Raw genomic sequence first — 19835 nt, forward strand, 5'->3', positions numbered from 1 at the left:
GCTCAAGCGTCTCCCTCGTCGGCAAGCAGTTCCTTCCGCAGGGCCTCGGGAGCCAGCGGGAAGCCGGCGGCCTTGCGGGAGTCGTAGTAGGCGTGGGCCACGTCCCGGGCCATGGTGCGCACGCGCAGGATGAAGCGCTGGCGTTCGGTGACCGAGATGGCGTGACGAGCGTCGAGCAGGTTGAAGGTGTGGGAGGCCTTGAGCACCTGCTCGTAGGCGGGCAGCGGCAGGCCGGCCTCGAGCAGGCGGGCGCAGTCGCGCTCCTGCTGGTCGAAGGCGCCGAACAGGAAGTCGACGTCGGCATGCTCGAAATTGTAGGCGGACTGCTCACGCTCGTTCTGCAGGTAGACATCGCCATAGGTGACCCTGGAGCCGTCCGGGGCCACGGTCCAGACCAGGTCGTAGACGCTGTCGACGTTCTGCAGGTACATGGCGATGCGCTCAAGGCCATAGGTGAGCTCGCCGGTGACCGGGTAGCACTCGATGCCGCCGGCCTGCTGGAAGTAGGTGAACTGGGTCACCTCCATGCCGTTGAGCCAGATCTCCCAGCCCAGCCCCCAGGCGCCCAGGGTGGGGGACTCCCAGTTGTCCTCGACGAAGCGGATGTCGTGCACGAGGGGGTCCAGGCCGAGGTGCTTGAGGGAGCCCAGGTAGCGCTCCTGGAAGTCGGCGGGGGAGGGCTTCATCACCACCTGGAACTGGTAGTAGTGCTGCAGGCGGTTGGGGTTCTCGCCGTAGCGGCCGTCGGTGGGGCGGCGCGACGGCTGCACATAGGCGGAGTTCCAGGTCTCGGGGCCGATGGCGCGCAGGAAGGTGGCCGGATGGAAGGTGCCGGCGCCGACCTCCATGTCGAGGGGCTGAAGGATCACGCAGCCCTGGTCGGCCCAGTACTGCTGCAAGGCCAGGATCAACCCCTGGAAGGTCGAGACGTCAGGCGCCGGCCCGGAGGTCGGCGCGGATGTCGAGGACGAGAGAGTCATTGCGGAAAGCACCGTTGGCCATGAATTCACAGGTCGTCAAGTATACAATCACCGGAAGATCGGTTATAGGCGCACGCCCCGAGACAGAGGATATCCCCATGATCGTAGTGACAGGCGGAGCCGGCTTCATCGGCTCGAATCTGGTGAAGGCGCTCAACGAGCGCGGCCGCCAGGATGTGATGGTGGTCGACGACCTGTCGGACGGCACCAAGTTCGTCAACCTGGCCGACTGCACCCTCGGCGACTACCTGGACAAGGACGACTTCCGTCGCCGGGTCGAGGCGGAGCTGCGTGGCGAGCCGGCCCAGCTGCCCGAGATCGAGGCGATCTTCCACGAGGGGGCCTGCTCGGATACCACCGAGTGGGACGGTCGCTTCATGCTCGACAACAACTTCGAGTACTCCAAGGTGCTGCTGCACTTCTGCCAGAAGCGCGGCATTCCCTTCCTCTACGCCTCCTCGGCCGCCACCTACGGCGGCAGCGAGGTGTTCGTGGAGGCCCCGGAGCACGAGAAGCCGCTCAACGTCTACGGCTACTCCAAGCTGCTCTTCGATCAGTACGTGCGCGCCCGCTGGGACGAGTTCGAGAGCCAGGTGGTGGGCTTCCGCTACTTCAACGTCTACGGTCCCCGGGAGCAGCACAAGGGCAAGATGGCCAGCGTCGCCTATCACCACCACACCCAGATCCGCGGCGGCGACAGCGTCAAGCTGTTCGGTGCCTGGGACGGCTACGAGGCCGGCATGCAGAGTCGTGACTTCGTCTACGTGGGGGATGTGGTCAACGTGAACCTCTGGTTCCTCGACAATCCCCAGGTGTCCGGCATCTTCAATCTGGGCAGCGGTCGCGCCGAGCCCTTCAAGGCGATCGGCGAGGCGGTGATCGACTACTACGGCCGCGGCACCATCGAGTACATCGACTTTCCCGACGAGCTCAAGGGGCGCTACCAGAGCTACACCCGCGCCGATATCGGCAGCCTGCGCCGGGCGGGCTACGATCGCGAGTTTCGCACCGTGGCCGAGGGGGTCGGCGAGTACCTGGAGTGGCTGAATGGCTGAGGCGCCGCCGCCCGTCGAGCGCATCCCCACCGAGCCGGCCCCTCCTGGAGAGTCCGGCGGCGAACGTATCCTGGTGGTCGGCCCCTCCTGGGTCGGCGACATGGTGATGGCCCAGAGCCTGTTCATGACCCTCAAGGCGCGCCATCCGGGCTGCCGCCTCGGCGTGGTGGCGCCCGGCTGGTCGCTGCCGGTGCTCGAGCGCATGGCGGAGGTGGACGAGGCGATCGCTCTGGACGTGGGCCACGGCGAGTTTGGCTGGAAAGCACGCCGCGATGTGGCCCGCGCGCTGCGCGGCCGCTTCGATCGCGCCATCGTGCTGCCGCGTTCCTGGAAGTCGGCGCTGGTGCCCTGCCTGGCGCGCATTCCGCAGCGTGTCGGCTTTACCGGCGAGCAGCGCTATGGCCTGCTCAACGAGCGACGCCGGCTCGACAAGGCCGTGCTCGACCAGACGGTGAAGCGCTTCGTGGCCCTGGGGCTGCCCGCCGGGGAGGCGCTCGATGGTCACGTCCCGATACCGCGCCCGCGCCTCGCCGTGGATGCCGCCAATCTCGCCGAGCTGCGTCGGGCTCACGGGCTCTCGTCACGCCCGGCCATCGGCATGATGCCCGGCGCCGAGTACGGTCCCGCCAAGCAGTGGCCGCTCGAGCACTTTCGCACCCTGGCCGAGGCGCTGGTGGCAGAGGGGTTCGAGGTGCGGGTGCTGGGTGGCCCCAAGGATGCCGAGGCCGGCGAGGCGATCGCCCGGGGGCTGGAGCATGTCCACAACCTCTGCGGGCGGACACGGCTGGCCGACGCCGTGGACCTGCTGGCCGACTGCCGCCAGGTGGTCACCAACGACTCGGGGCTGATGCACGTGGCGGCGGCGGTGGGTACCCGGGTGCACGCCCTCTATGGCTCCTCCTCGCCGGCCTACACCCCCCCGCTCACCGACAGCGCCGAGATCCACACGCTGGGCCTCGACTGCTCCCCCTGCTTCGCCCGGACCTGCCCCCTGGGCCATACCCGCTGTCTCGTCGACCTCTCCCCCGAGCGGCTGCTGGCGGCGGTGCTCGCCGCCGAGCGCCGCCTGGCCGTCGAGAAGTAGCCTGCCCTACTGGACGCTGGCCGGCGTCTCGCCGGTGGCGTCATAGGGCGACTCCACCACCTGGTCGTCGGTCGGCGACGACTCCTTTTCCTCGGACTCCTGAGGGCGGTCTGGCACCAGGCCCTCCCAGAGTCGCTGCTGCAGGGCATTCTCCTCGCGCATCCGGGCGTTGATCCCCGCGAGCCCGTGACGCTCCACCAGGGTCTCGGTGTCGGCCAGCAGCGAGACGCCGAGACCCGCACGGTGCTCCTCGATGGTAAAGCCCATCGCCTCCAGCAGGGTCGGGAAGAGGTCGACCATGGAGGCCTCCCGCCGGGTGCGAGTGCCGGCCTCGATGCCGGGGCCGAGCAGCATGAAGGTGTTGTCGCGCTCGCCGGCGATCAGCAGGTCCCACACCGAGACCCGCATGGTCAGATGGTCGCTGGCCACCACCACCAGGGTGTTTTCCAGCAGCCCCTCCGCCTCCAGGCGCTCCACCAGGTCCCGCGCGAGCCAGGCCGAACATTCCACCGAGTAGAGGATGTCGACGCCGTCGAACTCCCCCTGGCGGTCGATGCAGCTCTGGGCGGGATAGCCGTTGGGGGCGTGGCCGGCGATGGTGAGGTTGACCACGCCCCAGGGGCCGTCGTGCTCGGCCTCCAGCCGGCGGATCTCCTCGACGGTGAAGTCGTAGAGGGAGTCGTCGTGGAGCCCCCAGTTGTTCAGATACTCGGGGTCCTCCAGCCGAGGCGCCAGCTCCTCGCGTCCCATCACGGTGTCGAAGCCGTGGCCCTCGTAGAAGAGCCCCTTGCCGGCGAAGGCGGTGCTGGCACCGCCCAGGTAGCTGAGCCGGTAGCCCTGTTCGACCAGGAGATCCCCCAGGCAGTCGACCCCCGGCACCACCTTGTCGAGCGGCGAGAACTGGCGGTCATGCAGCAGGCCGGCGGGCATCAGCGGCGTGCCGCACTGGCTGGCGATCATCCCGGCCATGGTCCAGCCGGTGTTGTCGAGCTGGCGAACCCCCTCGAAGACCCGGCCGCGCGCGCCCAGCGCATCGAGGTCGGCATAGGCGTCGCCGAAGCGCTCGCGGTCGGCGTAGGTGCGCTCGATGCTCTCCAGGTAGAGCAGCAGCAGGTTGGGCGGATCGGACGGGGCCTGCTCGATCACCGGCGCCACGTAGCGGCGGTCCAGCCAGGCGCCATCGTCGGTGACGATGGCCGCGCCGCGCTGGGTCATGCCGTAGAGCAGGGGGTTGCTGGCCAGCAGCACCAGGGCCAGCAGGCGCTCGCCCAGCCGCCAGCGGTGGTCGGCCCGTACCAGCCAGGTGAAGGCCGCCAGCAGGGCGAGCATGCTCAGGCTGTAGAGCACGGCGGCCACCAGGCGGTCGCTGCCGCCGTGGTCGGACATGCCGGCCTGGAGGTGGAAGAAGATCGCCCCCAGGTCGACGATGCCGAAGCTGTCGTTGAGATAGACGTAGAGCCCCCACAGCGCCAGGGGCAGCAGCGACCAGGGCCACACCCTGGCGGCGGGGCGCGGGGCACGCGGGGCACCCCAGCGCAGCAGCCAGCCGGTAGCGAGCCAGGCGCTGGCGATCACCGTCAGGGCCCAGGCGGGCAGCAGGCTGATGGTCACCACGGCATAGCCGAGGCAGAGCCCGATGGCGAGCAGTGCCCACCAGCGCGGGTGGCGAAGGAGGGAGGGCAGTTGGGGAAGGGGCATGGGTATCATCGGTCAGGGGGCTATCAGCAGAGCTTATCAAGCCTTGGGAGGCGTCACACACTCGGCCGGGTGGTGCCGGCAGGGGGGGGCGCCTTACACTGAGCGTCCCACTTCGCCCTCAAGGACTATCGATGTCGATTGCCGCCGTGCTCATCGTGAAGAACGAGCAGGATCACCTGCGGGCCTGCCTGGAGACCCTCGCCTGGGTCGATGAGATCGTGGTGGTGGATGCCGGCAGCACCGACGGGACCCGCGCGATCGCCCGCGACTTTACCGACAAGGTGGCAGTGGAGGATGACTGGCAGGGCTTCGGCCGCCAGCGCCGGCGCGCCGAGGCGCTGGTGGAGAGTGACTGGATCCTGATGGTGGATGCCGATGAGCGCGTGACGCCGGCGCTGCGCGAGAGCATTCAGGCGGCCTTGTCCGAGGGGGCACCGGCGATCTATACGCTGCCGCGCCTCTCCTGGTGCTTCGGCGCCTTCATCCGCCATTCCGGCTGGTACCCGGACCGGGTGGCGCGCCTCTACCCCCGGGGGCGTGCCGGCTACAACGAGGCCCTGGTCCACGAGAAACTGGAAAACCCCGAGGGGCTGGCGGTGCGACCTCTCGAGGGCGACCTGCTCCACTACACCTACCGCGACCTGCGCCACTACCTCGAGAAGTCCGCCCACTACGCCCAGGCCTGGGCCGAGCAGCGTGAGGCGCGCGGCAAGCGCGGCAGCCTCGCCGCGGGCATCGGCCACGGTATCGGCTGCTTCCTGCGCATGTACCTGCTCAAGGCGGGCTTCCTCGACGGCCGACAGGGGCTGCTGCTGGCGCTGCTCTCGGCCCACTCCACCTTCGCCAAGTACGCCGACCTGTGGATCAGGACCCGGACGTCACCTCCGCCGGAAGACGGCGCAAGAGATCGCTGATCGCCTCGCCCGCCGCGGGGATGTCGATCGTTGTCATGTCCTGTTCGCCGGCGCTGACTGGCGGGCAGAAGGCGAGGCGGTGATCGGCGCGGTTGCAGGTCTGCCAGCGCAGGGGGGTGGCGGAGCGGTGGGCCGGGTAGAAACCGGCGGTGGCGAGATCCAGGCAGCCGGCGAGATGCAGCGGCCCGGTGGAGCCGGCGATGAAGAGATCCGCCGCCGCCAGCGTCCGGGCGAAGTCATCCAGGCCGGCCCGCGGTGGCAGGCGATGAACCTCGATGCCGGCTTCGCGCAGCGGGGCCAGGATCGCCTCGGCGGTGGCTTCCTCGCCGGGACCGGCGGTCAGCACCCACTGGGCTCGCCGTTCTCCCTGCAAGCGGGCATCCACCTCCTGCACCAGCCGCACATACTGCGCGGGGGAGAGGTTGACCGCCGAGCCGCCGCTGCCTCCGTGCAGGAAGACCCAGGGCCGCGCCGGGTCGAGCGCGAGCTCCTCGGCGAGGCGCTCGCGCTGGGCCCGGCGCTCGCCTTCCGGGAGGGGCCAGTAGGGAGGCTCGGGGGCGGCCCCCGAGGCAAGGCCGAGCTCGGTCAGCAGCGCCTCGGCCAGCTCGATGTTGTAGCGGTATTCCGGCTTTTTGGAGCGCGACCTGCGCTGCACCACCCTTCGGTTGTAGAATAGCTGCGCCCACTTGGTGGCCGGGGCCAGGCGCAGCGGAATGCCCGCACGCCACCCCAGCCAGCCGATACGCGGCGTGGAGAAGAGCGTGAGCAGCGCATCGAAGCGCGCCGCCTTCACCTCGGCCAGAAGGCGCCGGTGTTCGTTGCGGTCGGCCTTTTCGCCCGGATCGACCAGCACCCGGTCGACCCAGGGGCAGAGTCGCGCCATGGGCGCCGTATAGGCCGGCACCAGCACGCTGACGTGGGGGGCGGGGCTGGCCGCCTTGAGGCGGGCCAGCGCCGGCCAGGCCAGCATGAAATCGCCGAGCTTGTCGTTGCGAACCACCAGCAGGCGCGAGGACGCGCCCGGGGCAGCGGAAGTAGCAGTCATCCGGGCTCCCGAGCCCCGAGATACCGAAGGAGTCAGCCTTGTCGCACAAGGTCCTGCATATCTGTCTCTCCAGCGGCTGGGGCGGACTGGAAATGTATCCATCACGGATTATACCCGAGCTGGCCCGCCAGGGGTGGCAGGCCCACGGTCTGGCCCTGGCCGGCTCCCGGGTCGGCGAGAGCTTCCGCGAGGCCGGCGTCGAGCCGCTGACTCTGGCCTCGAAGGGGCGGGCGCTGCTGGCCGCGGGCCGGGTGCTGGCCTACCTCGGGGCACACGGGATCGACGTGATCCACTGCCACAAGTCCAGCGACCTGCGCCTGGGAGCGCTGCTGGTGACCCTGCGGCCATCGCTGCGCCTCTTCTTCACCGACCATATGGGGGTGACCCGCCCCAAGAAGGATCTCTACCATCGCTGGGCCTACGGCAAGGTCACGCGGCTCTTCGCCATCAGCGAGGCGACCCGACAGCGCAACCTGGCCGCCTTCCCGCTCCCCGCCGAGCGCATCCGGCGTCTCTACCTGGGTATCGATCCGGCCCCCTATGCGCCCTGTCTCGACGACAAGGCGCGCCTTGCGCTGCGTCGCGAGCTGGGCGTGCCCGATGGCGCCGTGGCCATCGGCCTGCCGGGGCGGTTGACGCCGGGCAAGGGGCAGGAGGTGTGGATCGAGGCGCTGGCTCGCCTGGCCGAGGCTCGGCCCGAGCTTGCCTGGCACGGCGTGTTGATCGGCGGCCTGACGGCGGAGGAGGGCAGCGACGAGGCCCAGGTGGCGGCCCTGCGGCGTCGCATCGGCGAACTGCGCCTCGAGGCACGTATCGCCTTCACCGGCTTTCGCCGCGACCTGCCGCGCCTGTTCGAGGCGCTCGACATCGTCTGCGTCCCCTCGCGTAACGAGGCGTTCGGCCTGACGGTGATCGAGGCCATGGCGGCCGGCAAGGCGGTGGTCGGCAGCGACAGCGGGGCCATTCCCGAACTGCTCGAGGTCGAGACGGGGCGCCTGGCGCCTCCCGAGGACGCCGCGGCCTGGGCCGCCGCCCTGGCCGAGCTGGCCGATGACGCCGAGCTGCGCCAGCGCCTGGGGCAGGCGGCGCGGCGCCGCGTCGAGAAGGACTTTACCCTGGCGGCCCACGTGGCCAGCCTGACCCGCGACTACGAGAATCGACAAGGAGCCGAGGGCGAGTGAGAGCCTGGATCGACAAGTGTGCCTATCTGAGCCGGCGCGGACGGCGCTGGCTGGAGAGTACGGCGCCGAACGAGGTGAAGCGCATTCTGGTGATCCGCCAGTGCGCCTTCGGCGACTACATGGCGGCAAGGCCCTTTCTGGTCGAGCTGCGGCGGCTGTTTCCCGAGGCCCATATCACCCTGGCCACGGTGACGACCTACCGCTATGCGGTGCCGGAAGATCTCGTGGACGAGGTCTTCGTGCAGGAGACCCGAGGCAGCCTGGCGGAGCAGTGGCGCTCCCTGCGGGCCATCGAGCCGGTGGATATCCTCTTCGACCTGGCCGATACCTCCCGCTCGCGGGTGCTGACGCTGATGGCCCCCGCCGCCATCAAGCTGGGCTTTCCCTACCGGGGAGTGTTCAACCACCTGCTCTACGACGTGGGCCTGCGGCGCTCCAACTACCACTACGAGGCCGAGGTGCTGCTCGACTTCCTCAAGGTGATGGGACACAAGCCGCGCTACCCGCTCGACTTTGCCATGCCCCTGCATCGGCCGACGGAGGCGCCTCGGGTCATCGCCTATTTCCCCTTTGCCTCCCAGGCGGAGAAGTCGCTGCCGCTGGACGGCTGGGGCCAGCTGATCGATCAGGCGGCGCAGGCGTTTCCCACCTATCGCCACGTGCTGCTGGAGGGCCACAAGGCCGAGGAGTCCGGCGACTTCCTGGCCGAGGTGGCGGCGCGGCATGCCAACGTCGCGGTCCAGCCGCGGATGTCGCTGGAGGCACTGGGGCCCTGGATGGCCGGCGTATCTGCGCTGGTGTGCGGGGATACCGGCGTGCGCAACCTGGCGCTGGCCACCCACACCCCGACCCTGGGGATCTTCTTCCAGACGCTGCCCTATCGCTACTGGCCTCGCTACGAGTCCTGCCACGAGGCGGTGTTCCTGAGAAGCGGCGAGGTGCCGGGCAGCACCGATATCCTGCAGGGGCTCGAGGAGCTGCTGACGCGGGTCTATCCCGAGCGTGAAGCGCCGCGTCAGCCGGACGCCGGCGCCTCCCCGTAGCCCCGCCGGATCGGCGCCATGGCATCACCGGCGCCGAACTTCTCCAGCGAGCGCTCGAGGCGCGCGAGGTTGGCGTCCTGCCAGGCGCCCTTCGGGCGCAGCCGGCAGCGGTCCAGGTCGATCAGCCAGACGCGTTGCGCCTCATCTACCAGCAGGTTGCGGGCGTTGAGATCGACGTGGTCGAGGCCGGCGTCGTGGAAGCGGCGGATCGTCCGACCCACTTCGGCGAGCAGCGCGTCGCCGGCCCGGCGAGCCTCGAGCCGCTCGGCCAGGGCGCGGGCGCCGGGGAGGCGCTCGGTGATCAGGGCGGCCTCGTAGGTGAGGCCACGGCGGGTGACGGCGGCGGCCACCGGGCGGGGCACCGGCAGGCCGCGTTCATGAAGGGTGGCGGTCAGGCGCAGTTCGCGGAAGGCGCGGGTCTGCTCGAGACCGGTCCACAGGTAGTGCCTTGCGCTGAGCCGGGCGATCAGGCCGCCGCGGCGGTAGGGGCGCAGCACCCACTCGTGGCCGCTGCCGGCGTCCAGGAAGAGGCTGGCGCCGCGCCCCGGCGCCTCGCCGGTGACTCGCCCCTGGCTCCGCCAGTGGTCGGGGTCGACGAGCTGCGGCCCGGGCGGCACTTCGGCCGCGGCGTCACATAAACGCGCCGCATCATATAGAATGAAAACCTTTCCCGCTCGACACGTTGCCAACCCCATGAAGCATCCTCTGCCTGCACAACCCCGACACATCGGCGTGCTGCGACTCTCCGCTCTGGGCGATGTCTGCAACCTGGTACCGACGGTTCGCGCCCTGCAGCGCCAGTGGCCCGAGGCGCGCATCACCTGGATCATCGGCAAGGGCGAGCACAGTCTACTGGCCGGCCTCTCCGGGGTCGAGTTCGTGGTCTACGACAAGGCCACCGGGCTTGCCGGCATGCGTGCGCTGTGGCGCGAGCTGGCCGACACCCGCTTCGACGTGCTGCTGCACATGCAGCAGGCGCTTCGCGCCAGCGTGCTCTCGCTCGGCCTCAAGGCCGGGGTGCGGGTGGGCTATGACAAGGCGCGCGCCAAGGATGCCCAGCACTGGTTCACCCATCGCCAGCTGGCGCCCCATCCCCGGGCCCACGTGCTGGACTCCTTCCTGGACTTCGCGCGCCTGCTGGGCGTGGAGGACCTCTCCCTGGCATGGGACCTGCCGGTGCCCGAGGCGGCCTATGACGAGGCCCTGGCGCTGACCGGTGACGCCCCCTACCTGCTGATGAGCCCCTGCGCCAACCCGCGGCTGCGCAACTTCCGCAACTGGTCTGCCGAGGGCTATGCGGCGGTGATCGAGCACGCCTGGCAGCAGCACGGTCTGCCGACGCTGCTCACCGGCGGCGGTAGCACCCAGGAGCGCGAGATGGGCGAGCGGATCCAGTCGCTGTGCGAGCCTGGCTCGGTGATCGATGCCATCGGTGGCACCTCGCTGAAGGGCCTGCTGGCGCTGATTGCCCGCGCCCGCGCCGTCATCGCCCCGGACTCCGGGCCGGTGCACATGGCCAATGCCATGGGCACGCCGGTGGTGGGGCTCTATGCCACCACCAACCCCGATCGCGCCGCCCCCTACTGCTGGCGGGAGTTCGTGGTCGATCGCTACCCGGATGCCGTGGCCACCTACCTGCACAAGTCCCTGGAGGAGATCCCCTGGGGACAGCGGGTGCGCCACCCCGACGCCATGTCGCTGATCCACGCCGAGGATGTGATCGAGCGCCTGGAGGCGGTGCTCGACCACGCCGCCGCCACCCACCCGGAAAGGGAGCTTCCCGACGATGAAACTTGATCTGACCGCCCTGGAGCGCTCACGCCTGCTGGTGGTGGGCGACGTCATGCTCGACCGCTACTGGCACGGCGGCACCTCGCGGATCTCCCCCGAGGCGCCGGTGCCGGTGGTGCGCGTCGAGCAGAGCGAGGACCGCCCCGGCGGCGCCGCCAACGTGGCGCTCAATATCGCCTCCCTGGGCGCCCGTGCCGCCCTGGCCGGGCTGGTGGGGGATGACGACAACGCCGACCGCCTGGTGTCCCGCCTGGAAGATGCCGGAGTGGGCACTCACTTCGCCCGCAGCCCCGGCATTCCCACCATCACCAAGCTCAGGGTGATGAGCCGCAACCAGCAGCTGATCCGCCTCGACTTCGAGGAGGGGCTCGGCGAGGTGGATACCTCGGCGCTGCTGGCGCGGGTGGAAGAGGCGCTGCCCGAGGCGGACCTCGTCATCCTCTCCGACTACGGCAAGGGCACCCTGAACCGGGTCCAGGAGCTGATCCGCCTGGTGCGTGCCAGCGGCAAGCGGGTGCTGGTGGACCCCAAGGGCAGCGACTTCTCCCGCTACCGCGGGGCCAGCGTGATCACCCCCAACCTGGCCGAGTTCGAGGCGGTGGTGGGCCACTGCCGCGACGACGCCGAGCTGGCCGAGCGCGGCGAGGCGCTGCGCGCGGACCTGGAGCTCGAGGCGCTCTTGATCACCCGCAGCGAAAAGGGCATGACCCTGATCCGCGAGGGCCACGAGCCGCTGCACCTGCCGACCCGGGCCCGGGAGGTCTACGACGTCACCGGCGCCGGCGATACCGTGATCGGCGTGCTGGGCCTGGCCCTGGCCGCCGGCCACGCCTTCCCCGAGGCGATGACCCTGGCCAACCTGGCCGCCGGCCTGGTGGTGGCCAAGCAGGGCACCGCGACTCTCTCCATCGCCGAGCTCTACACCGCCCTGCAGGGCGACAAGCTGGCCGAATTCGGGGTGATCGAGGAGGCGCCGCTGATCGAGGCGGTGCGCGCCGCCCAGGCCCGCGGCGAGCGGGTGGTGATGACCAACGGCTGCTTCGACATCCTGCACGCCGGCCACGTGGCCTACCTGGAGCAGGCGCGCCGGCTCGGCGACCGGCTGATCGTGGCGGTCAACGACGACGCCTCCATCGCCCGCCTCAAGGGGCCCAAGCGTCCCATCAACCCCCTGGCGCGGCGTATGCAGGTGCTGGCCGGCCTCGGCGCCGTGGACTGGGTGGTGCCCTTCGCCGAGGACACCCCCCAGCGGCTGATCGAGGCGGTGCTGCCCGATGTCCTCGTCAAGGGCGGCGACTACCGCCCCGAGCAGATCGCCGGCGGTGAGGCAGTGCGCCAGGCCGGCGGCGAGGTGAAGGTGCTGGGCTTCGAGGATGGCGTCTCCACCACGGCGATGATCTCCACCATCCTCGACCGCGAGGCCTGATGGGCTGGCCCCGGGCCCTCTACTCGGCGGCGCTGCATCTGCTGTCGCCGCTGATCTGGCGGCGCATCCGCCGTGAGCATGCGCTCACTGACGCCCGCGGGGAGGGCGGCGAGAGTCCCCGGGCCCTGCGCCTGGGGCGCATTCCCGAGACGCCGCCCGGCGAGCCCATGCTGTGGCTGCACTGTGCCTCCGTGGGCGAGGTGCTGGCGGCCCGCCCGCTGATCGAGGCGCTGCTCTCGCGCTACCCCGGGCATCGCCTGACCCTCACCACCATGACCGCCACCGGCGCCGAGCGCGCCCGGGCCCTGGCGGCGGCCCGCGACGACGACCGCCTCGTCCACCGCTTCGTGCCGCTGGACTTTCCCGGCGCCGCGGCGCGCTTCGTCACCCGGCTGCGGCCGGCGCTGGCGCTCTTCTTCGAGACCGAGCTGTGGCCCAACCTGCTGGCTGCCTGCCGGCGCCAGGGGGTGCCGGTGGCGGTGGTCAATGGCCGGCTCTCGCCCCAGGCCTTCCGCGGCTACCGCCGCCTGCGCCCCCTGATGCGCGAGGCGCTGGCCTGCGTCGACTGGCTGGCGGCCAAGTCGAGAGCCGATGCCGAACGCTTTCTCGAGCTGGGCATGGCCGAGGCGCGCACGACGGTAGTGGGCTCGCTAAAGTTCGATATCGCCCTCGATGACAAGGCTCTCGAGGTGAGTGAGCGCTTGCGCACCCGGTTCGGTGAGCGCCCGATGTGGGTGGCCGGTTCCACCCACGAGGGCGAGGAGACGGCGCTGCTGGCCGCCCATGCGCGGCTGCGGGAGCGCTGCCCTGACGCCCTGCTGGTGCTGGTGCCGCGGCATCCCCAGCGCTTCGATGCCGTGGCGGCGCTCTGCGAGCAGGCGGGCATGCCGGCGGCGCGCCGCTCCCGGGACGAGTGGCCCACGGCCGACACGGCGGTCTACCTGGGGGATACCATGGGGGAGCTGCTGGCGTTCTATGGCGCGGCGGATCTCGCCTTCGTGGGGGGCAGCCTGGTGCCGGTCGGGGGGCACAACCTGCTGGAGCCGGCCGCCCTCGGCGTGCCGGTGCTCACGGGGCCTGCGCTTGCCAACTTCGCGGAGGTGGCCGAGGTGCTGCGCGAGGCCGAGGCCCTGGTAGAGGCGGCCGACGAGGCGGCGCTGGCCGCCGCCCTGGCGGCGCTCTTCGCCGACCCCACCGAGCGGCGCCGGCTCGGCGAGGCGGGCCGCGCCGTGGTGGCGGCCAACCGCGGGGCGCTGGCGCGCACCCTCGAGGGCCTGGCGCGGCTGCTGCCGACGAAGTGAGGGCTCGCTTCGCCGTCGGGGCAGGTCAGGCGTGGGTTAGTCGCTCCACGCCGTGCTCGGTTCCCAGCAGCAGCACGTCGGCGCCGCGGGCGGCGAACAGGCCGTTGGTGACCACGCCGACGATGGCGTTGATCCTGGCCTCCATGGCCACCGGGTCGTCGATCATGAACTCGAAGCAGTCGATGATCTGGTTGCCGTTGTCGGTCACCACCCCCTCGCGGTAGACCGGATCGGCGCCCAGCTTGACCAGCTCCCGGGCCACGTAGGAGCGCGCCATGGGGATCACCTCCACCGGAAGCGGAAACTCGCCCAGCCGCTCGACCTTCTTGGAGGCGTCGGCGATGCAGATGAACCTCTCCGCGCAGGCGGCGACGATCTTCTCCCGGGTCAGCGCCGCGCCGCCGCCCTTGATCATGTGCAGCTGAGCGTTCACTTCGTCGGCACCGTCGATGTAGAAGGGCACGGTGCCGACGCTGTTGAGCTCGAACACCTCGATGCCGTGGCCGCGCAGCCGCTCGGCGCTGGCCTCGGAGCTCGCCACGGCGCCCTTGAAGTCGTCGCGCAGGGCGGCCAGCCGGTCGATGAACAGGTTGGCGGTGGAGCCGGTGCCGATGCCGAGCACGGTGCTGCGCGAAAGCCAGGGCTTGATCTCGTCGATGGCGGCCGCGGCCACGGCGTCCTTCAGCTGATCCTGGGTCAGGCCGGCCTGGGTCATGGGTCGCTCTCCTTGGGTGGGGTGAATCGGCGGAATGGATGGGGCGGGAAGTCGGGCGCCATTATAGGCCAGCGAGGCCCGTCTGCCGATGAGGGCAAAACACTGCACGAGCGAAAGGCGCCGGGGACAGGTCGGAGAGGGGGTCCGAGGACCAGGGATGGCCGAGGTAGCCTACAGGGACGTATTCATAGCGCCCCCTCGAAGGCCTGTCGCCGGAACAGCCTTGAGCGCTGCTGCGCGCTGTCCTCCCGATGGCAGCCGCTGGACGCCAGGCCGGCCGGGATGCTACCAATAGGGGTTCTCTGCAGTGCAGCAACCGTCTGGCGCCCCGCGTCACGCCTCTGGGATATCAGGATGCTCGAAGCTACCGTCAAGAAGATTCTCCAGGCCCGGGTCTACGAAGCCGCCCGGGAAACGCCGATCTCCCCGGCACCCTTCCTCTCCCGTCGCTTCAACAACACCATCCTGATCAAGCGCGAGGACCTCCAGCCGGTCTACTCCTTCAAGATTCGCGGCGCCTACAACAAGATGGCCCAGCTCAGCGAGGCCCAGAAGGCCAAGGGCGTGATCGCGGCGTCCGCCGGCAATCATGCCCAGGGCCTGGCCATGGCCGCCAAGCTGATGGGCGTCAAGGCGGTGATCGTGATGCCGCGCATCACGCCGGAGATCAAGGTCCAGGCGGTGCGAGCCCGCGGGGCCAAGGTGGTGCTCAAGGGCGATGCCTTCGCCGCGGCCGCCGAGCACGCCCAGGAGCTGATCAAGGAGCACGGCTACACCTATATCCCGCCCTTCGATGACATCGACGTGATCGCCGGCCAGGGCACCGTGGCCGTGGAGGTCCTGCGCCAGCACGCGGGCCGCCTGGACGCCATCTTCGTGCCGGTGGGCGGCGGCGGCCTGATCGCCGGGGTGGCCGCCTATGTGAAGTACCTACGCCCGGACATCAAGGTGATCGGCGTCGAGGCCGAGGACAGCGCCTGCCTGAAGGCGGCCATGGAGGCCGGGCGGCGAGTGACCCTGGGGCAGGTCGGCGTCTTCGCCGAGGGGGTGGCCGTGGCGCAGATCGGCAAGGTGCCCTTCTCCATCGTCCGCGACCTGATCGACGACGTCATCACCGTCAACACCGACGAGATGTGTGCCGCGGTGAAGGACATCTTCGAGGATACCCGGGCGGTCTCGGAGACCTCCGGCGCCCTGTCCCTGGCGGGCCTCAAGAAGTACATCCAGCAGACCGGCGCCGAAGGGCAGACCCTGCTGTGCATCAACTCCGGCGCCAACACCAACTTCGACCGCCTGCAGCATATCGCCGAGCGCACCGAACTGGGCGAGCAGCGCGAGGCGATCCTCGCGGTGACCATTCCCGAGCAGCCGGGCAGCTTCAAGAAATTCTGCAAGACCATCGGCAAGCGCATGGTCACCGAGTTCAACTACCGCTATGCCGACCCCGAGAACGCCCATATCTTCGTCGGCGTCCAGGTCAAACCGGGCGGCGAGGATCGCCAGGCGGTGATCGACCGCCTGCGGGAGGCGGGCTACCCGGTGGAGGACCTCACCGACAACGAGCTCGCCAAGCTGCATATCCGCCACCTGGGCGGCGGCCGGCCGAAGGAGCACTTCGACGAGGAGGTCTACCGCTTCGAATTCCCGGAGCGCCCGGGCGCGCTGATGAACTTCCTGACCCACCTGCCCCACGACTGGAACATCTCGCTGTTCCACTACCGCAACCATGGTGCCGCCTACGGCCGGGTGCTGGTCGGCATGCAGATCCCCAACGGTGACCGCACCCACGTGAAGGAGCACTTCGACGAGATCGGCTATCGCTACTGGAAGGAGACGGACAACGCCGCCTACCGGCTGTTCATGGCCTGACCGGGTGTCCCGGTGGGGTAAGTGCTGACTCGCGCCCTGTGCCACGGCAGCCGGGTGTTTCAATCTGTAAGCGTTGGGTAAGGACGGTTGTGGTGAGGGCCGGATGGCCCTATAGTCACGCCCAGTTCCACCCCCCTACGGAGTCGATGATGAAGCGCAAGCCCGATCTGGTCATGGCACTGGTGCTGCTGTTCTGTATCGGCCTCGTGGCGACCGGCTACGCCCAGGCGCTCGCGGGCAGCTGAGACCGGCGAGGCGGCCGACAGCGCCATGACCAGAGAACGATAGCGAACGGGGCGATGCCGAGAGGCATCGCCCCGTTCGTCGTGTTGGGCGTGGGTATCAGGGCCGAACGACCCGGGCGTCGCTGACAATGGCGTCCAGCGGCACGTCCCAGGGCTCCACCGGCAGGGAGGCGACCCGCTGGCACTCGTGGGCCAGGCCGATCAGCCTTGGCCGCGGGCCGGGGCGGCGGGTGAAGGCCAGGCTGCGGTCGTAGAAGCCGCCGCCCATGCCCATGCGCTGCCCCTCCTCGTCGAAGCCCACCAGCGGCAGCAGGATCAGGTCCAGGGCCCAGGCGGGCAGGCGCCGGGCGCGATGGGCGCCATGGCGGGTCTCGGGCTCCGGGATGCCGTAGCGATTGGTCGCCATGGGGGTGTCGGGGTGGTAGTGCACGAACCACAGCCGGTTGCGCGAGAGTGGACGCAGCACCGGCAGGTGGACGCGGGCGCCGCGACGACGCAGCCAGCCGATGAGCGGCGTGGGGTCGATCTCGGCATCGTTGGGCAGGTAGAGGGCGACCCGCCGGGCGCGCTGGACCTCCGGCAGCCGGCGCAGCCGGCGGCACAGGCGTTGGCTGGCGGCCTGGCGCTGCTCTGGGGTCAGGGCACGACGACGTCGACGCAGCTCGCGGCGCAGGGCCTGGCGAGAACCGTCGAAGGATTCGAGAAGAAGGGGTGCGGCTGGTGTCGTCATGAGGTGGGTCATGGCAGACGAGGTTCCCCAGAGTGCCGCTGTCGTTCTGGCCCTTGAACCCAGTGGTTCAAGGTGGGTGGCCGCAGCCGAACCGTCAGGCTTTCCGACGCACGGACATGCACACGGGTCCGGCTAGCATATGGCCCCCTGGGTACTGCGCATAGGCTCGAGGGACGATAACGACTGGCAAACACCCCAGGGAACACCTTCATCCTACCAGAGCCACCGGGAGTGGCCAACGGATTCTGCAGCGGGCGCTCAGCGCTGGGGGGCATCGGCCAGGGCGCGCTCCAGGCGGGCACTCAAGGTGTCCAAGTGACGCTCGCTGGCGCGCTGGGTATCCAGTGCCTCGAGGAGTTCGTTGGCGATGTTGAGGGCCGCCATGATGGCGATCCGCTCGGTGCCCAGCAGGTTGTTCTGGGCGTGGATGCCGCCCATGGCGCGGTCCAGGTAGCGGGCGGCGCGCTCCAGCTTGTCCTGCTCGTCGGGCGGGCAGGCGATGATGTAGCTGCGCCCCAGCAGGGTGATATCGGTGGTCGGACGCGAGGCGTCGGTCATCGGAAGGCTCCGGGTCGGCCTGCCGGGAGAGCTGCCGCGCGCCCCGGTGGCCCGATGCGTTAACATCCATGGCAGGAAAGGTTTCGGACCTCACTATAAGAGAGCCCTTCCGGGGCGGTCAACGCGCCGCCCCCGGCGAGGCTCTCTCTTGCCCGCCCCCGTCACGGATCATCTCATGTCACTGATCAACGAACGCCAGGACTTCTCCACCATCGCCGACCTCTTTCTGCTCCACGGCAGCATGCAGTCGCCGGCCTTCCTGGATGGCCGCCTGTGTGCTGGCCTGGCCATGCACGACCTCTCCGCAGAGGCGTGGCTCGAGGAGGTCTGCCTGGCACTGGGCGTCGAGCAGCCCCGCGACGAGCCCAGCGCCGAACGCTTCCTGGGCTGGCGGCGCCAGACCCTCGACGCCCTGGCCGGCAGCGAGCTCGGCTTCGAGCCGCTGCTGCCCGATGACCTCTTCTCCCTGGCCGAGCGTGCCCGGGGGCTCCAGGAATGGACCCTGGGCTTCCTGGAGGTGGTCAGGGACGCCGGTGACGGCCCCCGCGAGGCCTGGTCGCCTGCCCTGCGCGAAGCCCTCGACGACCTGGCCGCCGTGGCCGCCATGGAGGTCGAGCTCGAGGAGAGCGCCGAGAACGAGGGGGACCTCTTCGCCCTCACCGAGCATGTCCGCATGGCCGCCATGCTGCTCTACACCGAGCAGCATCCCGGCAGGCCCCAGGTCGAGGATGCCGGGGACGACACCCGCCACTGACCCTGTGCCTGCCTGAGCCCAGACGCCGATCCCCATCCAGAGGAGCCTCCATGCTGCCCGAGATCCTGCCCCGTCCCGCCCCCATCACCAACGACGAGTACCTGGCGCGGCGCCGCGCCCTGATGGCGGCGCTGCCCGCCGACAGCGCCGTGCTGCTGCCCGGCGCCTCCCTGGTCACCCGCTCCCGGGACAGCGAGTTTCCCTTCCGCCAGGACAGCGATTTCCACTACCTGACGGGATTCCCGGAGCCCGATGCCCTGCTGGTGCTGTTGCCGGGGCGCCCCGAGGGCGAGAGCGTGCTCTTCTGCCAGGATCGCAATCCGCTGATGGAGGCCTGGACCGGCATCCGGCTGGGCGCCGAGGGGGCGGTGCGCGAGCACGCGGTGGACCAGGCCTTCGAGAACGCCGAGCGCGACGAGCGGCTCGAGGCGATGCTGGACGGCCGTCGCACCCTCTACCTGCCCCTGGACAGCCCCGAGGCCATGGCCATCGCCGAGGAGGTGCGCAGCGCCCTGAGCGCCAGGGTGCGCCAGGGCGCCTCGCCCCCGACGGCGCTGGCGGATGTGGCGCCGTTGCTCCACGAGGCGCGGCTGATCAAGAGCGAGGCGGAGCTCGCGCTGCTGCGCCATGCCGCACAGATCTCCGCCAGGGCCCATGTGCGGGCCATGCGCACGGCGCGCCCGGGGCTCGCCGAGTACCACCTCCAGGCCGAGCTGGAGCACGAGTTCCGCTGGCAGGGCGGCAGCGGGCCGGCCTACGCCAGCATCGTCGGTGGCGGCGCCAATGCCTGTGTGCTGCACTACATCGAGAACCGCGCCCCGCTGCGGGACGGCGACCTGGTGCTGATCGACGCCGGCGCCGAGTTCGACCTCTATGCCGGCGACATCACCCGCACCTTCCCGGTGAACGGCCGCTTCAGCGAGGCCCAGCGCGCCCTCTATGCCCTAGTGCTGGGGGTTCAGGAGCGGGCCGTGGTGGCGATCGCGCCCGGGGTGACCCTGGCCGAGCTCCACGAGGGCGTGGTGCGGGGCCTCACCGAGGGGCTGATCGGCCTGGGGCTGCTCGAGGGCGAGGTGCAGGCGCGCATCGATGACGAGAGCTACCGGCGCTTCTACCTGCACTCCACCTCCCACTGGCTGGGGCTCGACGTCCATGACGTGGGCGGCTACCGCCAGGCGGGGGAGCCGCGTTCCCTGGTGCCGGGCATGGTGCTGACCGTGGAGCCCGGTCTCTACGTTCCCGCCGATGAGGATATTCCCGCCGCCTTCCGCGGCATCGGTATCCGCATCGAGGACGATGTGGCGGTCACCGCCGGCGGGCACGAGGTGCTCACCGCTGGAGTGCCCAAGGGAATCGACGAGATCGAGGCGCTGATGGCGGCAGAGTGATCGCCCCAAAAGCCATCGAATTTAGCGTTATGTAATTTACATTACGAAATATCCTGCT

The 19835-nt window shown here is 70.0% G+C and carries 18 protein-coding genes and 1 other RNA gene; 11 read left to right on the forward strand and 8 right to left on the reverse strand.

Annotated features, from left to right (window positions below):
* Positions 1 to 2: 2 nt before the first annotated feature.
* Entirely contained in the window at positions 3 to 980 is a 978-nt protein-coding gene (gene glyQ, locus D1793_RS11525) for a glycine--tRNA ligase subunit alpha (protein ID WP_119022306.1), read from the reverse strand.
* A 98-nt stretch (positions 981 to 1078) separates the two neighbouring features.
* On the opposite strand from glyQ, the gene rfaD reads away from it, so the two are divergent.
* Positions 1079 to 2035, forward strand: a complete 957-nt coding sequence (rfaD, locus tag D1793_RS11530; protein WP_119022307.1) for an ADP-glyceromanno-heptose 6-epimerase — start codon at positions 1079 to 1081, stop codon at positions 2033 to 2035.
* A complete protein-coding gene (waaF, locus tag D1793_RS11535) occupies positions 2028 to 3119 on the forward strand; it encodes a lipopolysaccharide heptosyltransferase II (protein WP_119022308.1) in 1092 nt (363 codons plus the stop codon). Before rfaD ends, waaF begins: the two co-directional genes overlap by 8 nt.
* A gap of 6 nt (positions 3120 to 3125) precedes the next feature.
* Here the strand turns inward: waaF and D1793_RS11540 are convergent, their stop codons facing one another.
* The gene (locus D1793_RS11540; RefSeq protein WP_119022309.1) at positions 3126 to 4817 is read right to left on the reverse strand and encodes a sulfatase-like hydrolase/transferase; all 1692 of its coding nucleotides are present in this window, start codon (positions 4815 to 4817) and stop codon (positions 3126 to 3128) included.
* A 131-nt stretch (positions 4818 to 4948) separates the two neighbouring features.
* On the opposite strand from D1793_RS11540, the gene D1793_RS11545 reads away from it, so the two are divergent.
* Positions 4949 to 5731, forward strand: a complete 783-nt coding sequence (locus D1793_RS11545) for a glycosyltransferase family 2 protein (RefSeq protein WP_119022310.1) — start codon at positions 4949 to 4951, stop codon at positions 5729 to 5731.
* Here D1793_RS11545 and D1793_RS11550 read toward each other — a convergent pair.
* The gene (locus D1793_RS11550) at positions 5682 to 6776 is read right to left on the reverse strand and encodes a glycosyltransferase family 9 protein (RefSeq protein ID WP_119022311.1); all 1095 of its coding nucleotides are present in this window, start codon (positions 6774 to 6776) and stop codon (positions 5682 to 5684) included. The genes D1793_RS11545 and D1793_RS11550 overlap by 50 nt on opposite strands.
* A gap of 38 nt (positions 6777 to 6814) precedes the next feature.
* On the opposite strand from D1793_RS11550, the gene D1793_RS11555 reads away from it, so the two are divergent.
* Positions 6815 to 7957, forward strand: coding sequence for a glycosyltransferase family 4 protein (locus D1793_RS11555; protein ID WP_240407659.1), 1143 nt, complete (start codon positions 6815 to 6817; stop codon positions 7955 to 7957).
* A complete protein-coding gene (locus D1793_RS11560) occupies positions 7954 to 9000 on the forward strand; it encodes a glycosyltransferase family 9 protein (protein WP_162899951.1) in 1047 nt (348 codons plus the stop codon). The genes D1793_RS11555 and D1793_RS11560 overlap by 4 nt, the downstream gene beginning before the upstream one ends.
* Here D1793_RS11560 and D1793_RS11565 read toward each other — a convergent pair.
* Complete coding sequence (locus tag D1793_RS11565) at positions 8973 to 9695, reverse strand: 3-deoxy-D-manno-octulosonic acid kinase (RefSeq protein ID WP_119022312.1); 723 nt, start codon at positions 9693 to 9695, stop codon at positions 8973 to 8975. The genes D1793_RS11560 and D1793_RS11565 overlap by 28 nt on opposite strands.
* Between D1793_RS11565 and D1793_RS11570 the strand changes: the two genes are divergently transcribed.
* Genes D1793_RS11570 through waaA form a run of 3 tightly spaced genes read left to right on the forward strand, consistent with a single transcriptional unit; the run spans position 9694 to position 13518 of the window.
* Positions 9694 to 10797 carry a glycosyltransferase family 9 protein gene (locus D1793_RS11570; protein ID WP_119022313.1) on the forward strand — a complete coding sequence of 368 codons (1104 nt, stop codon included), beginning with the start codon at positions 9694 to 9696 and terminating at the stop codon, positions 10795 to 10797. The genes D1793_RS11565 and D1793_RS11570 overlap by 2 nt on opposite strands.
* Complete coding sequence (hldE, locus tag D1793_RS11575; RefSeq protein ID WP_119022314.1) at positions 10787 to 12217, forward strand: bifunctional D-glycero-beta-D-manno-heptose-7-phosphate kinase/D-glycero-beta-D-manno-heptose 1-phosphate adenylyltransferase HldE; 1431 nt, start codon at positions 10787 to 10789, stop codon at positions 12215 to 12217. Before D1793_RS11570 ends, hldE begins: the two co-directional genes overlap by 11 nt.
* The gene (waaA, locus tag D1793_RS11580) at positions 12217 to 13518 is read left to right on the forward strand and encodes a lipid IV(A) 3-deoxy-D-manno-octulosonic acid transferase (RefSeq protein WP_119022315.1); all 1302 of its coding nucleotides are present in this window, start codon (positions 12217 to 12219) and stop codon (positions 13516 to 13518) included. The genes hldE and waaA overlap by 1 nt, the downstream gene beginning before the upstream one ends.
* A gap of 25 nt (positions 13519 to 13543) precedes the next feature.
* Here the strand turns inward: waaA and rpiA are convergent, their stop codons facing one another.
* The gene (rpiA, locus tag D1793_RS11585; protein WP_119023665.1) at positions 13544 to 14218 is read right to left on the reverse strand and encodes a ribose-5-phosphate isomerase RpiA; all 675 of its coding nucleotides are present in this window, start codon (positions 14216 to 14218) and stop codon (positions 13544 to 13546) included.
* A gap of 369 nt (positions 14219 to 14587) precedes the next feature.
* Here rpiA and ilvA point away from each other — a divergent pair, with 369 nt between their 5' ends.
* Positions 14588 to 16102 (forward strand): threonine ammonia-lyase, biosynthetic, encoded by a 1515-nt coding sequence (gene ilvA / locus D1793_RS11590; RefSeq protein ID WP_119022316.1) that lies wholly within the window; start codon positions 14588 to 14590, stop codon positions 16100 to 16102.
* Positions 16103 to 16444: 342 nt separating this feature from the next.
* Here the strand turns inward: ilvA and D1793_RS11595 are convergent, their stop codons facing one another.
* From D1793_RS11595 to D1793_RS11605, 3 genes are all read right to left on the reverse strand, one after another.
* Positions 16445 to 17077, reverse strand: a complete 633-nt coding sequence (locus D1793_RS11595) for a 5-formyltetrahydrofolate cyclo-ligase (RefSeq protein ID WP_119023666.1) — start codon at positions 17075 to 17077, stop codon at positions 16445 to 16447.
* A gap of 20 nt (positions 17078 to 17097) precedes the next feature.
* Positions 17098 to 17282: non-coding RNA, 6S RNA (gene ssrS, locus D1793_RS11600), on the reverse strand.
* A 53-nt stretch (positions 17283 to 17335) separates the two neighbouring features.
* On the reverse strand, positions 17336 to 17635 hold the full coding sequence (locus D1793_RS11605) for a cell division protein ZapA (protein ID WP_119022317.1): 300 nt from the start codon (positions 17633 to 17635) through the stop codon (positions 17336 to 17338).
* 175 nt (positions 17636 to 17810) lie between these two features.
* Between D1793_RS11605 and D1793_RS11610 the strand changes: the two genes are divergently transcribed.
* Both D1793_RS11610 and pepP read left to right on the forward strand, forming a co-directional pair.
* Positions 17811 to 18389, forward strand: coding sequence for a UPF0149 family protein (locus D1793_RS11610; RefSeq protein ID WP_110069080.1), 579 nt, complete (start codon positions 17811 to 17813; stop codon positions 18387 to 18389).
* Positions 18390 to 18439: 50 nt separating this feature from the next.
* Positions 18440 to 19777 (forward strand): Xaa-Pro aminopeptidase, encoded by a 1338-nt coding sequence (pepP, locus tag D1793_RS11615; RefSeq protein WP_119022318.1) that lies wholly within the window; start codon positions 18440 to 18442, stop codon positions 19775 to 19777.
* The last annotated feature ends 58 nt before the right edge of the window (positions 19778 to 19835 follow it).

This window comes from Halomonas sp. JS92-SW72 (genome assembly GCF_003547075.1).
Lineage (GTDB): Bacteria > Pseudomonadota > Gammaproteobacteria > Pseudomonadales > Halomonadaceae > Halomonas > Halomonas alkalicola.

Coding starts and splice junctions, on each gene's coding strand:
- D1793_RS11605 (WP_119022317.1), bottom strand. CDS start 17,635: ATGACCGACGCCTCGCGTCCGACCACCGATATCACCCTGCTGGGGCGC.
- D1793_RS11565 (WP_119022312.1), bottom strand. CDS start 9,695: ATGGGGTTGGCAACGTGTCGAGCGGGAAAGGTTTTCATTCTATATGAT.
- hldE (WP_119022314.1), top strand. CDS start 10,787: ATGAAACTTGATCTGACCGCCCTGGAGCGCTCACGCCTGCTGGTGGTG.
- D1793_RS11610 (WP_110069080.1), top strand. CDS start 17,811: ATGTCACTGATCAACGAACGCCAGGACTTCTCCACCATCGCCGACCTC.
- pepP (WP_119022318.1), top strand. CDS start 18,440: ATGCTGCCCGAGATCCTGCCCCGTCCCGCCCCCATCACCAACGACGAG.
- D1793_RS11570 (WP_119022313.1), top strand. CDS start 9,694: ATGAAGCATCCTCTGCCTGCACAACCCCGACACATCGGCGTGCTGCGA.
- D1793_RS11540 (WP_119022309.1), bottom strand. CDS start 4,817: ATGCCCCTTCCCCAACTGCCCTCCCTCCTTCGCCACCCGCGCTGGTGG.
- D1793_RS11550 (WP_119022311.1), bottom strand. CDS start 6,776: ATGACTGCTACTTCCGCTGCCCCGGGCGCGTCCTCGCGCCTGCTGGTG.
- waaA (WP_119022315.1), top strand. CDS start 12,217: ATGGGCTGGCCCCGGGCCCTCTACTCGGCGGCGCTGCATCTGCTGTCG.
- rfaD (WP_119022307.1), top strand. CDS start 1,079: ATGATCGTAGTGACAGGCGGAGCCGGCTTCATCGGCTCGAATCTGGTG.
- ilvA (WP_119022316.1), top strand. CDS start 14,588: ATGCTCGAAGCTACCGTCAAGAAGATTCTCCAGGCCCGGGTCTACGAA.
- waaF (WP_119022308.1), top strand. CDS start 2,028: ATGGCTGAGGCGCCGCCGCCCGTCGAGCGCATCCCCACCGAGCCGGCC.
- D1793_RS11545 (WP_119022310.1), top strand. CDS start 4,949: ATGTCGATTGCCGCCGTGCTCATCGTGAAGAACGAGCAGGATCACCTG.
- D1793_RS11595 (WP_119023666.1), bottom strand. CDS start 17,077: ATGACGACACCAGCCGCACCCCTTCTTCTCGAATCCTTCGACGGTTCT.
- glyQ (WP_119022306.1), bottom strand. CDS start 980: ATGACTCTCTCGTCCTCGACATCCGCGCCGACCTCCGGGCCGGCGCCT.